We start from the raw sequence: 16534 nt of genomic DNA on the forward strand, positions 1-16534 counted from the left end.
CGATAGGGCTTGTTGAGAACCTCAGACCGCCCACCGGAGGCCGTGCAGATGAACCCCGTAGAGACCTCGGCGATCCTCTGGCGGCAGCGCGAGCTGCTGTCCCTGCTGCTGTTCAAGCTCGAGGTGGAGAGCCTGCTGCTGGCCGCGGGCCGCACCAGGTGGCTGGGGTCGGCGACCTACGAGGTCGAGCTGATGCTCGAGCGCATCCAGAGCACCGAACTGCTGCGGGCGGCCGCCGTCGACGAGCTCGCCGAGACCCTCGGCCTGGCGCCCGGCCCGAGCCTGGCCGCGCTCACCGACGCCCTCGACGAGCCCTGGAAGGCCGTCTTCAGCGAGCACCGCACCGCGCTGGCCACGCTGTCCGCCGAGATCGAGGCGGCCGTGGAGGCCAACCGCGACCTGCTGACCTCCGGTCGCCGCACGGTCGCCGAGGCGCTGCGCGTGGTGCGCGGCGGCGGCGACGGCGACCTGTACCGCGCCGACGGCAGCACCGCACCCGCCGCAGTGGGTGCCCGACTGGTGGATGAGGCCCTGTAGTGAGTTCCTTCAACGGGATCAACACCGCCCTCACCGCCCTGCGCACCCAGCGCCAGGGCCTTGAGCTGGCCGGTCAGAACATCGCCAACGCCGGGACCGAGGGCTACACCCGCCAGCGCCTGGAGACCACCTCCGTCGGCGGCTCCCCGGTGCCCGCCTTCTGGTCCACCCCGAACAAGCTCTCCACCGGCCAGGGCGTGCAGGTCACCTCGGTGAACCGGCTGCAGGACGCCTACATGGAGGCCAGGGTCCGCTCCGAGCACGAGCGCAAGGCCACCACCGAGACCGCGCACGAGGTGCTCACCGACGTCCAGCGCGTCTACAACGAGCCGAGCGACAACGGCCTGCAGGCCCAGCTGACCGACCTGTGGTCGGGCTTCGCCGACGTGTCCGACAACCCCGGCGACGTCGGGTCGCGCACGCAGCTGCTCACCCGCGCCCAGTCGGTGGCCAACACCCTCAACGCCGCCTCCGCCCAGCTCTCCGACCAGTTCACCGCCCGCCGCGACCAGCTGGTCAGCACCGTCAACGACATCAACGCCGCCGCCAAGCAGCTCGCCGGGCTCAACGACGCCGTCGTGCGCGCCAAGGCGGCTGGCGTCAGCCACAACGAGCTCGCCGACCAGCGCGACAACGCCGCGCTCAAGCTCGTCGAGCTCACCGGCGCCCAGCTCACCCGCGGCGCCGACGACTCGGTGACGCTGACCCTCGGCGGCTCCGCCCTGGTCAGCGGCGGCACCTCGCGCGACCTCAAGGTCACCAACGGCGCCGACATCGCCTCCGCCGTGTCGGACCCGGTGACCCTCAAGTGGGTCGACACCGACACCGCCGCCACCGGCGCGGGCGGCACCACCGGCGCCCTGGTCAACGGCCTCAACAACGTCCTGACCGACCAGCTCACCCGCTTCGACAAGGTCGCCGCCGCGCTCACCACGACGGTGAACACCGCCAACGCCGCGGGCTTCACCAAGGCGGGCACCGCGGGCGGGGCGCTGCTGTCGGGCACCACCGCGGCCACCATCAAGGTCGCCACCACCGACCCGGCCGCCATCGCCGCGTCCTCGAGCAACACCCAGGCCCTCGGCGGCGGCAACGCCGACGTGATGGCCAGGCTCGGTTCGAAGGCGGGCGGCGCCGACGAGGTCTACCAGACCAACACCGCCGACATCGGCATGCGGGTGCGCGCCGCCGAGCAGGCCGTCGCCACCCAGACCACGATCTCCAACCAGGTCGACGCCGCCCGCGCCGCCGCCTCGGGGGTCAACCTGGACGAGGAGCTCACCTCGATGATCACCTACCAGCGCTCCTACGAGGCCGCCGCGCGCGTCATGTCCACGGTGGACTCCATGCTCGACACGCTGATCAACCGGATGGGGGTCTAAGCCGTGGTCGCATTCCGCGTGACCGAGCAGTCCACTTCGGCCAAGGTGCTGGCCGGTCTGCGCACCAGCGCCAACAACGTCGACCGGCTGCGCGAGCAGATGACCACCGGCAAGCAGGTGGCCAAGCCGTCCGACTCGCCGACCGGCACCGTGTCGGCGATGCAGCTGCGCAACGACATCGCCGCCCGCGAGCGCTACGACCGCAGCGCCACCGACGGCGTCGCCAGGCTCAGCACCGCGGAGGCCGCGCTCTCCACCGGCGGCGACCTGCTCAACCGGGCCCGCGACCTGGTGCTGCAGGGCATGTCGCAGCCCGCGGTCGGCGATCCCGCCGCCCGCGCCGGGATCGCCGTCGAGATCCGCGGCCTGCGCGACAACATGATCTCGGTCGCCAACACCTCGTACCTGGGCCGCCCGGTCTTCGGCGGCACCACCGACAAGGACCGCGCCTTCCTGGACACCGGCGCGTACCAGGGCGACACCGGCAGCGTGCAGCGCCGCGTCGGCGACAGCTCCCAGGTGCGCGTCGACGTCTCCGCCGACGTGTTCGGCACCGCGGCGGGCAACGTCTTCGACGTGCTGGACTCGATCGCTACCGGCCTGGAGACCAACCCGGCCACCCTGTCGAGTGACCTCAATCGGTTGGATTCGGCCAAGTCGCGCTTCACGAACGAACTGACCGCGGTGGGCAGCCGCTACAGTCAGCTCACCGCGGCCCAGGACACCGCCAGCACCCAGGTCCTGGCGCTGACGTCGCGGTTGTCCGAGATCGAGGACATCGACATGGCCAAGGCGGTGATCGACCTGCAGACGCAGAGCGCGGGCTACGAGGCCGCCCTCGCGGCGACCGCCCGGGTCGTGCAGCCCTCACTGCTGGACTTCCTGCGATGACCGCCGGACCCTCCACGCTGACTGCTGGACCGTCCACGCTGATCGCTGGACCTTCCACGCTGTCCGCGCCAACGCCCCGAGGAGGCACCGCGTCCGCCGTGAGCACCACCGAAGCCAAGGCCCTGCCCACGATCGAGTTCCGCACCCCGATGCCCGGGTTCCCCGAGCACCGCGAGTTCGTGCTCGTCGCGGTCGACGAGGACGGCCCGCTGTTCACCCTGCGCTCGGTCGACGACCCGGACCTGAGGTTCCTGGTCGTGCCCCCGGCGCCGTTCTACCCCGACTACGCGCCCCGGGTGGGTGAACAGGTGCTCGAGCAGTTGGGCACCACCGACCCGAACGACCTGCTGGTCCTGCTCGTGGTCACCGCCGCTGGCACGGTCGCCGAGGCCACCGCCAACCTGCTCGCGCCGGTGATCGTCGACCAGAGCACCCGACGGGCGGTCCAGGTCATCCTGGAGGAAGATCTCCCCATCCGTGCCCGGTTGCTGCCCGCCTGATCCCGAGGGCGGGGGAGGAGTGATCACGTGCTGGTGCTGACCCGTCGAACCGGTGAGAGCGTGCGGATCGGGGACGAGGTCACCGTCACCATCCTCGACATCAGGGGCGACGTGGTCCGCGTGGGCATCCAGGCGCCCCGCTCGGTCACCGTCCACCGCGATGAGGTCTACCGGGAGTTGCGCAAGGCCAATGAGGCGGCGGCGCGCACGGCGGAGCAGGGGGCGGCGTTGTTGACGGACGCGTTGCGGAAGCGGGTGCAGGAACCGCGTGGGCCTGTGCCGGGGCCGCCTGTGCCGCGGCCGCCGGTGCCTGGGCCGCCTGGGAGCTGACGGCTCGTCGCTTCGCGCCTTGCGACCTGGTCTGTGGTGGTGCGGTGTGCTCGATGGGGCGAACCTGTTTTGCGCGGGGCCCCTGCGCCAGTCGTGGCAGGACCGCAAAGCTGGGGCCGAAAAGCATGGCCCTGTCCGCGCAGAACGCTACGACTGCCGCTCCCCCACGCAAAACAGGTCCGCCCCATCGAGCAGTGTGTGGGCGGCTTCCGAGTGTCCAGTGGTTGGCTTGAGTGGGCTGACTCGGTGGGCTGGGTTGGCGGGGTCGGTTCGTGGTGGTGCGGTGTGCTCGATGGGGCGAACTTGTTTTGCGCGGGGCCCCTGCACCAGCCGTGGCAGGACCGCAAAAGCCGGGGCCGAAAAGCATGGCCCTGCAGCGAGGCAAGGCTACGACTGCCGCCACCCCACACAAAACAAGTCCGCCCCATCGAGCATTTAGGTGGGCGGCTTCCTGGGAGCGGTGGTCGGGCTGGCGGGGCTGACTCGGGGGGCTGGGTTGGCGGGGTCGGTTCGTGGTGGCTGGGGGTGCTCGATGGGGCGAACCTGTTTTGCGCGGGGCCCCTGCACCAGCCGTGGCAGGACCGCAAAGCTGGGGCCGAAAAGCGTGGCCCTGCAGCGCACAACGCTACGGCTGCCGCCACCCCACGCAAAACAGGTCCGCCCCATCGAGCTGTGTGTGGGCGGCTTCCGAGTGTCCAGTGATCGGGCTGGCGGGGTTGGCTCGGTGGGCGGGGTTTGTGTGGGCTGGCTCGGTGGGTTGGGTTGGCACCAGCTGCTTCGGGGGGCGGTGGCCGGGCTGGCGGGGTTGGCTCGGTGGGGCTGAGGTGGGTGGGCTGGCTCGGTGGGGTGGGCTGGCACTGGACCTCCAGGATCTGGGGCAATTCGCCCAGGGGTGGAGGAATCGGTGCTGCCCCAGGGAACCTGGGGGTTGATGGGGGCGCAGGGGGCGTGGAGTTGGGGCATGCTGCTCCCGTGCAGGAAGCCAGCCCGCAGGCGGAGATCGTCGAGCCCGAGTACCTCGTCCCGGCTGAAGTGGACTCGCCGAGTCAGGGGGGTGTGCCGAGGCGGCCGTTGGTCAGGTGGCTGCTGAAGCACCGGGTGCAGCCGGTGGGGCGGGCGGGGGAGGAGGAGCACGGGGAGCCCCAGGCCTGGTGGAAGGTGATGTGCCTGACGGGGGTGGACTACTTCTCCACGTTGTCGTACCTGCCTGCCATCGCCGTGGTCGCGGCTGGGGCGATCTCGCCGATCGCGACCGTGTTGATCGTGGTGTTGACGTTGTTCGGGATGTTGCCGATGTACCGGCGGGTCGCGCACGAGAGCCCCAACGGGCAGGGGTCGGTGGCGATGCTGGAGAAGCTGCTGCCGTTCTGGCGGGGCAAGGTGTTCGTGCTGGTGCTGCTCGGGTTCGTCGCGACGTCGTGGATCATCACGATCACGTTGTCGGCGGCGGACGCCACGGTGCACATGGTGGAGAACCCGTTCTTCCCGTCGTTCCTGCACGGGCACGAGGTGCTGGTCACCGTGGTGCTGCTGCTCGTGCTCGGCGGGGTCTTCCTGCTCGGGTTCAGCGAGGCCGTCTCGGTCGCGATCCCGTTGGTGGCGGTGTTCCTCGCGCTCAACGCGGTCATCGTGGTCGTGGGGATCGGGGAGTTGGTCACCCACGGGACCCAACTGGCGGACTGGTGGACCGCGCTCACGGCGGGCGGCGACATCGCCGGTACGGCTGTGCTCGCGTTCCCGTTGCTGGTGCTGGGGTTGTCCGGGTTCGAGACCGGGGTCAGCATGATGCCGCTCATCGCCGCCGAGGGGGCCGACGCGAAGCAGCGGCTGGCCAACCGGATCCGCAACACCCGTAGGCTGCTCACCACCGCCGCGCTGATCATGTCGGGCTACTTGGTGGCCACCAGCCTCATCACAACCGTGCTGATCCCCAAGGAGAAGTTCGACGAGGGCGGCGAGGCGGCCGGGCGCGCGTTGGCGTACCTGGCGCACACCCGCCTCGGTGACGCGTTCGGCACCGTCTACGACATCAGCAGCATCCTGATCCTGTGGTTCGCGGGTGCCTCCGCGATGGCGGGTCTGATCAACATCGTGCCCCGGTACCTGCCTTCTTATGGCATGGCGCCGGAGTGGGGTCGGGCGATCCGGCCCGTTGTGCTCGTCTACACCGCGATCTGCGTGGGCATCACCATCGCCTTCAAGGCCGACGTCAACGCCCAGGCGGGGGCCTACGCCACCGGGATCCTGGCGATGATGGTGTCCGGTGCCTTCGCGGTGACCGTGTCCGCGTTCCGCCGCAAGCAGACCCGCCCCGCCGCCGGGTTCACCGTGCTGACCCTGGTGCTGCTGTACGCGTTGGTCGCCAACGTCGTGGAGAAGCCGGACGGCATCGCCATCTCGGCGGTGTTCGTCGCCGGGGTGATCGTGGTGTCGCTGATCTCCAGGGTCACCCGCACCACGGAGCTGCGCGCCGACCGCATCGAGTTCGACGAGGCCGCCAGGGGGTTCATCACCGACTCCATCAACCACGACGGCAGGCTCAACATCATCGCCAACAAGCGGCAGGCTGGCGACGCCGAGGAGTACGCGGCCAAGGAGGTCGAGCAGCGCGGGCTGAACCCGGTGCCGGGCAGCGCCGACATCCTGTTCCTGGAGATCGACGTGGTCGACCCGTCGGACTTCAGCGACGTGCTGCGGGTGCGCGGGGTCGACGTGACCGGCCACCGGGTGCTGCGCGCAGACAGCCCCGCGGCGCCCAACGCGATCGCGGCGCTGCTGCTGGCCCTGCGCGACGCGACGGGGGTCAAGCCGCACTGCTACTTCGAGTGGTCCGAGGGCAACCCGCTCACCCACCTGTTCCGGTACCTGCTGCTGGGCCAGGGCGACACGGCGCCGGTCACCAGGGAGATCCTGCGCACCGCCGAACCCGACCCCGAGCGCAGGCCAGGCATCCACGTCGGCTGAGGCGGTGTGGTGTTTTCCTCATCTCCGGCCCACCCGAGCCGAGTGTCCGGGAAACGAACGCGGTTCGGTGAGGAGATGGTCGTGGCACTGTTCGCCCCTGCGAGCGCCCTGCTGGGCAGGCTCAAGTACGCGCACAAGATCCTCCTGCTCACCGTGGTGCTGCTGCTGCCGCTGGGCTTCGTCGCCTGGGGCTACATCGGGATCCAGAGCTCGCAGATCGACTTCAGCGCCAAGGAGCGCGACGGCGTCGCCTACCTGCGGCCGGTGCTCACCCTGACCGCCGCGACCGTCGAGGCCCGCGCCGCCGCTTCCGCCGGGACGTCGGTGTCGTCGATCTCCGACGAGATCACCGCCGTTGACGCCGTCGATGCCACCTATGGTGCCGAGCTGGGTGTCACCGACGCGTGGCGCACCGCGCGCACCGCGCTGACCGCCGCGGCGGGCACCGGCCAGAGCGCCTACGACAGCTACACCAAGGCGTCCTCGGCGCTGCTGACCCTGATCGTGGCCATCTCCGACACGTCGAACCTGACGCTGGACCCCGACCTCGACTCGTACTACCTGATGGACGCGCTGGTGTTCCGCCTGCCCGCCCTGCTCGACACCACCGGCCAGGTCGTCGACGACGCCAAGCTGGCCGTCGCCGACGGGTCCGCCGAGGGCCTGCAGACGACCAGGCTGCGGCTGTCGAAGGCGTCCGGGGCGCTGGAGAGCACCCAGGCCGCGGTCGGCACCGGCATGAAGACCTCCTTCGAGAAGACCGCCCGCACCGAGCTGGCCGCCGCGAAGTCCGATGTGGACGCCGAGCAGAAGGCGTTGCAGGCGATCCTGGCGCAGGTCAACACCGCGGTGGAGACCGGCGACCTGACCGCGGTCACCGCGGCCACCGGCGACACCGCGCGCACCGAGCTCGCGCAGCTGATGGCCAAGCTCGGCCCGGAGCTCGACGAGCTGCTGCAGACCCGCATCGCCGCGTTCGAGCACAACGCGCTGGTCGTGGAGATCGCCACCCTGGTCGCGGTGCTGCTGGTCGGCTACCTGCTGGTCGGCTTCTACCTGTCGGCCACCGTGCCGCTGCGCCGCACCGTGCACACCCTGCGCGCCCTCGCCGACGGCGACCTCACCCAGCGCGTGTCGGTCGACACCCGCGACGAGGTCGGCCAGATGGGCCACGCGCTCAACGAGGCCCTCGGCCGGGTCAAGTCCGCCATCGAGGAACTGCAGGGCGACGCCGAGGGGGTCGCCAGCGCCTCGACCGAGCTGTCGGCGGTCTCCGGCGAACTGCGCCGCACCGCCCAGTCCAGCGCGGCCCGCGCCGGTGAGGTCGGCTCCATCGCCAACCAGGTCTCCGCCCACGTCACCTCGGTGTCCACCGGCGCCGAGGGCATGACCTCCGCCATCGACGAGATCTCCTCCGGCGCCAGCAAGGCCGCCGCCGTCGCGGTCGAGGCCGTCGACGCGGCCCTGGCCACCCAGGCCACCATCGGCAGGCTCGAGGACAGCTCCAAGCAGATCGGCGAGGTCGTCAAGGTGATCACCGCGATCGCCGACCAGACCAACCTGCTGGCGCTCAACGCGACCATCGAGGCCGCCAGGGCAGGCGAGTCCGGCAAGGGCTTCGCCGTCGTGGCGGGCGAGGTCAAGGACCTGGCCCACGAGACGAGCAAGGCCACCGGCGACATCTCGGCCAAGGTCGACGCCATCCAGGCCGACGCCAAGGCCGCCGTCGAAGCCATCGAGGGCATCGCGGGCGTCATCGCCCGCATCAACGACTTCCAGACCACCATCGCCGCCGCCGTCGAAGAGCAGTCCGCCACCACCGGCGACATGAGCCGAGCCATCGGCCAGGTCGCCTCCGGCGCCCGAGAAATAGCCGACGGCATCAACGACGTCGTCACCGAGAACGAACAAACCACCACCGGCGCCGTGTCGACCGCAGCAGCCGCCGACGAACTGGCAGGCACCGCCGAACGCATGCGCGGCATCGTCAGCCGCTTCACGATCTAGCCCCCTTGGTGGCCCCGTTCCCTTTGCCGGAGCGGGGCCACCGAGCTGGCACCAAGATCAAACCACCCCAAGCACCCCCCAATACACAGCTTACCGACCACCAACGACAGAAACCCTCTGCGCGACTTAGGGCCTGTGGACAACCGGCCGAGGATCCTTGGACAACCGCTCTGTCCGGATAGGCCTCAGTGGACAGCGCCATCCTGGGAGATACACCCGAAGTGTCGGTGCCAGCCCAACCACCGCTCCCCGGAACCCGCTGGTGCCCACCCAACCCGCCGAGCCAACCCACCTGGTCGACCACCGCTCCTCGGAAGCCATCGTGCCAAACCCGCCCACCGAGCCAGCCCACCCACCCCGGCCCGCCGAGTCAGCCCTGCCAGCCCAACTCACCGGGCCAACCCACCTGGTCGACCACCGCTTCCCGGAAGCTGGCGTGCCAACCCAACCCACCGAGCCAGCCCACTCAACCCCACCACCGCTCCCGGAAGTCGCTGGTGCCAACTGCTCGATGGGGTGGACCTGTTTTGTGTGGGGGAGCGGCAGTCGTAGCGTTCCTGCGCGGACAGGGCCATGCTTTTCGGCCCCAGCTTTGCGGTCCTGCCACGGCTGTCGTAGGGGCCCCACGCAAAACAGGTCCACCACATCGAGCTGGCAGTTAAATCGCGGATCGGCGCGCGATGCCGAAGGCGAGCCGATGATCCGATGCAAGGCGCGAAGCGACGAGCCGAAGATCATCTACCCCAGCAGCCCCCGATACACAGCTTACCGAGGCGCGCAGACAGAACGGCAGCAGAAAACCAGCCTGTGGACAACCAACCCCGTTGTGGACAACCGAAGCTACGCCACAGCCAACGCTCGCGTCACTGCTCCCGCACACCCCGACACCACAATCGCCGTAGCGTTGTCCGCTGACCCAGCAGCCGCCACCAACGCAGCAGCAGCATCCTCCCGCCCCGCCAACGCCCCCATCCGCTCCACCGACAGTCCCTTGTGGACCCCATCCGTCGTCAACACCAGCGTCGCGCAACGATACGTATCCACAGCACCGATCGCACCCGCCTCAACCGTCCGCACGCTAGCCGTCACCACATTCGCCAGACGCGCCGCGACCGCCACTCCTCGGCTCGCGAAGTACTGCGCCACCGTGTGGTCCGTTGTCAGCTGCGTAAGGGAGCCATCCCACGTGTAGGCGCGCGTGTCGCCCACCCAAGCCACCCGGTAGCCGCCAGGAGTCGCATGGGCGACCACGAGGACGCAGTCGCCGGTGGGGAGGGCTCGGACGGCGCGTTGGGCGGCCAGGACGCCTTCCAGGGGGCTCCAACCGACAGTGGTGGCGGCTGCGGTGGCCACTCGGGCGGCCATGGCGGCCTCCGGGGTGTCGCCTATGCCGTCGGCCAGGGCCAAGACGAGCGTGTCGCCGATGGTGCCGGATGCGGCGGCGTCGGCGTTGAAGCGCCGCTTGCCTTGGGTTCCCGCCAGGTGCCAGTCCACGAGGGCCTCCTCACTCCATGCACCCCACGGTGGGCCCGCATGCTGTGAGATTGCTGTGGACGGCCTGATCGCGGCTTATGAACTCGGCCCGGCCACCGGCAGCTCCACCCGGATCACGGTCCCGTTGCCGCTGTGCGCCGGGGTCAGCAGCATCGCCCCGCCGTGGCGCTCGGCGATCGCGCGCGCCAGCACCAGGCCGAGGCCGGACCCGATCAACCGGTCGCCCTCGCCGCCGAAGGGCATGGTGGTGAACAGCCTGCCGGAGTCGCCGGGCAGCGGGTTCTCGTCGGTGACCTCCAGCACCCAGTCGTCGGCCTCCACCGCGCAGCGCACGTGCACCGAGGCCGACGGGGGCGAGCTGCCGATCGCGGCGGCGACCACGTGGTGCACCATGCGCGCCAGCAGGTCCCGGTCCCCGGTGAGGACCGTGACGTCGGTGCCGCGGTCGTTCACCACGGTCACCCCGCGTTCGGTGGCGGGGCCGGTGAGCGTGGCGATCTGCTCGGCCACCAGCGGTTCCACCCGGATCGGCGCCAGCTCCAGGTGCCGCGAGTGCGACTCGAGGCCCGCCAGGAACAGCAGCGTCTCCACCAGCGTCGCCATCCGGTGCACGTTGCGGTCCACCGCCAGCGCCAGCGTCCGGTCGCCCTTGCCGTCGGTCAGCAGCGGGGTCAGCGACGTCAGCGTGGTCAGCGGGGTGCGCAGCTCGTGCGACACCGTCGCGATGAACTCGGTCTTGAGCGAGGCCAACCGCGACAGCTCCGCGTTGCGGCGCTGCAGGGACCGCTGCGACTCGACCTGCTCGGTGACGTCGCGCAGCACCCACAGGTGCCCGAGCCGCTCCTGGTCGAACTGGACCGGCACGAAGTCGACCTCCAGCACCCGGTCCGGCCCCAGCTGCACCGTCGCCCCGCGCACCGGGACGCCCTCGCGCATCCACCGCTTGGCGAGCTCGTCGATCGCCACGTAGTGCCCGGGGGGCAGCCCGCGCAGCTCCCGGACCACCTCGGCGTGCAGCCCGGTCAGCTCCGCCGAGGGCCTGCGCAGGTCCAGCATCGTGGCCGCGGCCGTGTTCGCGGTCAGCACCACGCGGTCGTCGTCCTGCAGCAGGACACCGACCTCCAGCGAGTCCACCAGGTACCGCAACCGGGCCGCGGCCACCCTGGTCTCCCGCTGCGCCTCCTGCAGCGCGGTGATGTCGTGCGCGAAGGCCACCAGCCCGCCGATCACCGGGTCGTCGATGCGGTCGAGGAAGTCGATGTCGAGCACCCGCCAGCCCAGCGGCGTGCGCACCCGCGCCGAGTGCCGGATCTGCCCGCCGCGGTCCTCGGTGTGCAGGTTCTCGATCAGGCCAGCCAGCCGCCGCTGGTCGTCCGGGTGCACCAGCGAGGTGATCGCCGACAGCGTCGTCTCGCCGTAGCGGACGGGGGTGCCGTCGGGCCAGTGCACCATGTTGCTCCAGCGCAGCACCCCGTCCGGGGTGAACAGCGCGACGATGCTGGGCATCTGCGCGATCACCGCGTCCCGGAAGTCGATCACCCCGCCGTCGGCGCGGGCGGCGTCGAGCGCGGCGGCGACGGTGTCCACCAGCGGCTCCAGCCTCGGGTCGGGCTCGCCGTCGCAGCGCACCGAGACCGCCCCGCCCGAGGTCAGCGCGACGGTGACCGAGGCGTCGGGCACCTCGGTGCCCACGCCAGCGTCGAGCACCCCCGGCAGTCCGCGCAGCAGGCCGAGCGCGGCGTACACCGCCCGACCCGAGCGGTCGGCCCAGGTGACGGCGCGCACCGCGGCCGCGCAGTCCCACGGGGAGCCCGCGGTGGTGTCCGCCATGTGACCTCCTTGATGTGATCAGTGTGGCGAACAGCGGGCACCAGGTCGCGGTGATGACAACCGTTCCGCACCGGATTCGCTACCGGGGTCCACTCGATACGGTGAAAATCGTCCATCGTGGACCGGATCGGCTGGCTCGGACCGGCCGCGCTCGTAATGTGGCTCGGGGGACGCCCCGTACCGCCACTGGAGTGAACCTATGTCGTCTGACCAGGCAGGCCAGCGAGCCAGGCCCGCCCTCGCGGGCCTGCTCGACGAGGCCACCCGCCTGCTCGGCGGCGACGACCCGGCGCAGGTCACCGACCTGCTGCACGAGGCCGTCCGCGGTGGCCTCGACCCCGACGACACCACGGTGCTGCGCTCGGTCATCGGGCTGGTCAGCGCGCTCAACGACCGCGACGACGACGTGGTCCCGCTGCCCCGCTCCGGCCTGCAGCCGGTCGCCGACCGGGCCCTGGTGGTCACCGTCAACCCCGACGGCAGCATGAACGCGGCGCCCGACGCCCTGCGCGACGTGCTCGGCTACCCCCTCGGCACGGTCGACCCGCACCAGCTCGGCACCCTGGTGCACCCGCACGACATCGGCGGCCTGCAGCGCGCCTACGCCTCCCTGGCCGCCTCGCCGGGGTCGCAGGTCGAGGTGGACGTGCGCATCCGGCACGCCGACGGCCGGTGGCTGGTGCTGGCGGTCAGCATGATCAACCTGTTGGAGACCACCGGCATCAACGCCGTGGTCGCCCACGGGCACAACGTCACCGAGAAGCGCGCCGCCGACCGGGCGCTTGCCGTGGAGCGGGCCAGGCTGCGCGAGCTGGTGCTGCACCTGGCGGGCGGGGTGGTCGTCGACGACGGGTACCGGGTGCTGATGGACAACACCGCCTTCGACCGGATCTTCCGCCCCGGCCGCGAGGTCACCGGCGCCACCGTGGCCGAGCTGCTCGACCTGATCGCCAGCGAGTGCACCGACCCGGGCGTCGCCTGGGAGATGCTCGACCGGATGGTGCGCTCCGGGCGGGTGCACCGGGCGGTGCGGCTGCTGCTGGCAGGCGGGCGGGTGGTCACCTGCGACCTGGTGCCGCTGCGGGCCAGCTCCTCGATGGGCACCCTCTGGTACTTCCGCGACATCACCCGCGAGTCGGTGGCCCGCTCGGAGCTGGAGGAGACCAACCGGGCGCTGGAGGAGGCGGCCAACCTCAAGAGCCGCTTCGTGGCCACCGTCTCGCACGAGCTGCGCACACCGCTGACCGCGGTGCTGGCCTTCGCCGAGATGATGGAGGACACCCCGGAGCCGCTCTCGGCCCAGCAGGCCGCGCACCTGGCGGTGATCAGCCGCAACGCCAACCGGTTGCTGCGCCTGGTCGACGACCTGCTGCTGCTCTCGCGGCTGGAGACCCACCAGCTGTCGATGTCGTTCACCGACATCGACGTGGCCGACCTGGTCACCAAGGCCACCGAGAACCACGTGCCGATCGGGGCGCGGGCGGGCATCTCGGTCACCTCGGCGGTGGGCGCGGGCCCGCACATCCACGGCGACCCGGCCCGGCTCACCCAGGTGCTGGACAACGTCCTGACCAACGCGCTGAAGTTCACCAGGGCGGGCGGCGCGGTGCGGGTCGAGGCGCGCTCGGACGCGGCCAGCTGGACCATCTCGGTGTCCGACACCGGCATCGGCGTGCCCGCCGCGGACCTGCCCGGTCTGTTCGAGGCGTTCACCAGGGCCTCCAACGCGGGCGCGGCGGGCATCCCCGGCAGCGGGCTGGGGTTGTCCATCTGCAAGCAGATCGTCGCGGTGCACCAGGGGGCGATGTCCATCGAGAGCACCGAGGGCGTCGGCACCACGGTGCTGGTGACCCTGCCAGCCGAGGTCGGGGTGGACGACGAGCTCGGCGACGCGCGCGGCGGCGAGCGGCGGGGCGGCACGGGGGTCGGGATCAGCGGGGGGATCGGGACCGGCGGGATGGGGCGGCGATGAGCAACGTGCTGGTGGTGGAGGACGAGCCGGACATCGCGCTGGCGCTGCGGGTGATCCTGGAGCGGGCCGGGCACGAGGTGACCGTCGCCCCCGACGGGCGCCAGGGCCTGCGCGCGCTGCACGAGTCGCACCCGACGCTGGTGCTGCTCGACATCGGGCTGCCGGTGATCGACGGCTGGATGGTGCTCGAGCGCATCCGCGACGTCAGCGACGTGCCGGTGCTGCTGCTCACCGCGCACGGCATGGAGGCCGACAAGGTCCGCGGCCTGCGCGGCGGCGCCGACGACTACCTGACCAAGCCGTTCTCCACCAGCGAGCTGCTCGCCCGCATCGAGGCCATCCTGCGCCGCACCGAGCAGGCGGGTGGCACCAGCCAGGCCGAGGTCTACGACGACGGCGTGGTGCGGATGGACCACCGCTCCCGCCGGGTGTTCGTCAACGGCGTCGAGGCCGAGGTCAACGCCACCGAGTACCGGCTGCTGGCGACGTTCGTGCAGCACCGGGGCGCGGTGCTCTCGCCGCGCCAGCTGCTCAACCTGGTGTGGAACGACCCGACCGGCATCGGTGCCGACCGGGTCAAGTTCGCCGTGCTGCGGCTGCGCCGCAAGCTCAACTGGTCGGCCGACGACTCGCCGATCAAGGCCGCCCGCGGCATGGGCTACCGCTACGACGTGCCCAAGTCCTGACCGCCCGGCGATCCGGGCACACCGCCGCGATCCGAGCACACCGCTCGATATCGACAGACCGTACCAATTCGGCCAGCCGCCGCAATGTGGACAATAGGCGCATCGGACGCATTCGCGATGTCCGGTGTCGTGGTGGATGTCCGTTTATCGGTGGTCGTGAATAAGCACCGATATCGCGGCCGAATGCTGACGGTGAATACCGCGAATTGACACGCCGATCTCCGCTGATCGCCGTCTGTTTATTTCCCATGTTCTGAGTGTGGGGCAGAACACACCGGGTTTTCCGGGGCGGTGCTACGCTCCCCGCTTTCGACGGCCCGTGCGGGCCAGGCGAGCGGGAGGCGGCATGGCTGGCCACGCGAGCGGGCAGTCCGCGCACTGGCCCGAGTTCGGCCGCCGGATGCGCGAGTGGCGCAGGCGGGCCGGGCTGACCCAGGCCCAGCTCGGCCTGCGGGTCGGCTACCACCACAGCCTCATCTCCAAGCTCGAGAGCGGCGTCCGGGTTCCCCCCTCCGGCCTGGTCGAATGCCTCGACACGATCCTCGGCGCGGACGGCGAACTGGTCGCGCTGTGCCGCGAACCCGCCCGTGAACCCGAGCCACCGCAACGCACCCTGCTGTCGCTGCTGCCCGGCGCCGGTCAGGAATCGGTGCCGGTCACCGTCCGGTTCTGGCCCGCGGACCTGCCCGTCGACGGTGTCGGCTGCCCGCTGCACGGCCCGGTGGGCTGCCCGGTTCCCGACCTCGACACCGCCCGTGACCTGCTCGCCCTGCTCGGCCCCGGCCGTCGGGCGCCCCGCGGCCTCGACCCCGACCTGACCCACGTGCTGACCGCGTTGCTCGGCGAGTACAGCCGGGTCAGCCTGGAGAGCGAGTCGGCCTCGGTCTTACCCGCGGTCGAGTGGGTGCTGCACGCGCTGACCCGCCTCGGTGACGCCGCCGACGAGCCGCACGCCGCCCACCTGCGGCTGACCGCGCACTACTCGGCGATCGCGGGCAGGCTGCGGATGCACCGGGGGCAGACCACGCTCAGCATGGCCTGGTTCGGCCACGGCCTGGCCCGCGCCGACCTGGTCGGCGACGTCGGCGCCCGGGTCCGGCTGTTGGCCGAGGTCAGCACCCTGGCCAGGCTCGACGGCGACGCCGACACGGCTCTGGCCTGCGGTCGGGCGATGGCCGTCGCCGACACCGCCCGCCCGTGGACCACCGTCCTGGCCCAGTTATCCCTGGCCAGGGGGCACGCGATCGCCGGGGACGACGCCGAGGCGTTACGCGCCATGGCCGCCGCCGAGACCGCGCTGGGGCGGCTGGGGGAGCGCGACCACCTGGAGGTCCCCTGGCTGGTCGGGGACATGGGCAGGCTCCGGGTCGACGCCGCCGCCGGTGCCGCGCTGCGCGACCTGGCCGCGCTCACCGGGGACCGGGCGCTCGCCAGGCAGGCCGTGGTCGTGACCGGGCAATCAGTGGCCCTGGTGCCCGAGCGGATGCGCCCCGCCGCGCTGCTGCTGGCGGTGCGGCTGGCCGACGCGCACGCCTGCGCCGGGGAACCGGACGCCGCGGTGGCGCTCGCCGAGCCGGTGTGGTCCGCGGCCGAGGCGGCGGGCCGCTCGACCATCACCGCGGAGCTCGCCGGGCTGCGCACCAGGCTCGGCCGCCGCTGGGGCGCGGTCGCCTCGGTCCGCGCGTTCGCCGAGCGGACCGGTGGGCATACGGTCCGGCCATAGCAGGAAATGATTCTCGGCGAATCGGACAAATAGAACTCCGGCATTTACCAGGGGCGATGCGGAAAAGCCCCGGTGGGCCCCGTGTGACGAATTTGCCGGTGTTTGACAATCGGTCGTTCCCACTGTGGATTCCATTGACTGTTTCATGGCCATATCTGAATGCTTCGCTGCGCTCGGTGACGTCCCGATCCCCACCCGGCGGTGCTCAGCCCACGAGG

At 71.2% G+C, this 16534-nt stretch carries 12 protein-coding genes; 10 read left to right on the plus strand and 2 right to left on the minus strand.

The window, feature by feature from the left end:
- Positions 1-48 precede the first annotated feature (48 nt).
- The 7 genes from flgN to JOD54_RS17985 all read left to right on the plus strand — a co-directional run bounded on the left by flgN (position 49) and on the right by JOD54_RS17985 (position 8611).
- On the plus strand, positions 49-537 hold the full coding sequence (gene flgN, locus JOD54_RS17955; protein ID WP_204451632.1) for a flagellar export chaperone FlgN: 489 nt from the start codon (positions 49-51) through the stop codon (positions 535-537).
- Positions 537-1919, plus strand: coding sequence for a flagellar hook-associated protein FlgK (flgK, locus tag JOD54_RS17960; RefSeq protein ID WP_204451633.1), 1383 nt, complete (start codon positions 537-539; stop codon positions 1917-1919). The genes flgN and flgK overlap by 1 nt, the downstream gene beginning before the upstream one ends.
- A 3-nt stretch (positions 1920-1922) precedes the next feature.
- A complete protein-coding gene (locus JOD54_RS35575; RefSeq protein ID WP_204451634.1) occupies positions 1923-2810 on the plus strand; it encodes a flagellin N-terminal helical domain-containing protein in 888 nt (295 codons plus the stop codon).
- A gap of 98 nt (positions 2811-2908) precedes the next feature.
- Positions 2909-3310 (plus strand): flagellar assembly protein FliW, encoded by a 402-nt coding sequence (gene fliW / locus JOD54_RS17970; protein WP_307860150.1) that lies wholly within the window; start codon positions 2909-2911, stop codon positions 3308-3310.
- A gap of 27 nt (positions 3311-3337) precedes the next feature.
- Positions 3338-3640: a carbon storage regulator CsrA gene (gene csrA / locus JOD54_RS36015; RefSeq protein WP_204451635.1), complete on the plus strand. Its 303-nt coding sequence runs from the start codon at positions 3338-3340 to the stop codon at positions 3638-3640.
- Positions 3641-4612: 972 nt separating this feature from the next.
- Entirely contained in the window at positions 4613-6604 is a 1992-nt protein-coding gene (locus JOD54_RS17980; protein WP_372440324.1) for an APC family permease, read from the plus strand.
- Between the two features lie 81 nt (positions 6605-6685).
- Positions 6686-8611 carry a methyl-accepting chemotaxis protein gene (locus JOD54_RS17985; RefSeq protein ID WP_204451636.1) on the plus strand — a complete coding sequence of 642 codons (1926 nt, stop codon included), beginning with the start codon at positions 6686-6688 and terminating at the stop codon, positions 8609-8611.
- 840 nt (positions 8612-9451) lie between these two features.
- On the opposite strand, the gene JOD54_RS17990 is transcribed toward JOD54_RS17985, so the two are convergent.
- Positions 9452-10105 (minus strand): PP2C family protein-serine/threonine phosphatase, encoded by a 654-nt coding sequence (locus JOD54_RS17990; RefSeq protein WP_204451637.1) that lies wholly within the window; start codon positions 10103-10105, stop codon positions 9452-9454.
- 75 nt (positions 10106-10180) lie between these two features.
- Positions 10181-11935: a sensor histidine kinase gene (locus JOD54_RS17995; RefSeq protein WP_204451638.1), complete on the minus strand. Its 1755-nt coding sequence runs from the start codon at positions 11933-11935 to the stop codon at positions 10181-10183.
- A 199-nt stretch (positions 11936-12134) separates the two neighbouring features.
- On the opposite strand from JOD54_RS17995, the gene JOD54_RS18000 reads away from it, so the two are divergent.
- The 3 genes from JOD54_RS18000 (at position 12135) to JOD54_RS18010 (ending at position 16316) form a co-directional block, all read left to right on the plus strand.
- Complete coding sequence (locus tag JOD54_RS18000; RefSeq protein ID WP_204451639.1) at positions 12135-13907, plus strand: PAS domain-containing sensor histidine kinase; 1773 nt, start codon at positions 12135-12137, stop codon at positions 13905-13907.
- The gene (locus tag JOD54_RS18005) at positions 13904-14593 is read left to right on the plus strand and encodes a response regulator transcription factor (protein WP_204451640.1); all 690 of its coding nucleotides are present in this window, start codon (positions 13904-13906) and stop codon (positions 14591-14593) included. The genes JOD54_RS18000 and JOD54_RS18005 overlap by 4 nt, the downstream gene beginning before the upstream one ends.
- 346 nt (positions 14594-14939) lie before the next feature.
- The gene (locus tag JOD54_RS18010) at positions 14940-16316 is read left to right on the plus strand and encodes a helix-turn-helix domain-containing protein (RefSeq protein WP_204451641.1); all 1377 of its coding nucleotides are present in this window, start codon (positions 14940-14942) and stop codon (positions 16314-16316) included.
- The last annotated feature ends 218 nt before the right edge of the window (positions 16317-16534 follow it).

The sequence above is a fragment of the Actinokineospora baliensis genome (assembly GCF_016907695.1).
Lineage (GTDB): Bacteria > Actinomycetota > Actinomycetes > Mycobacteriales > Pseudonocardiaceae > Actinokineospora > Actinokineospora baliensis.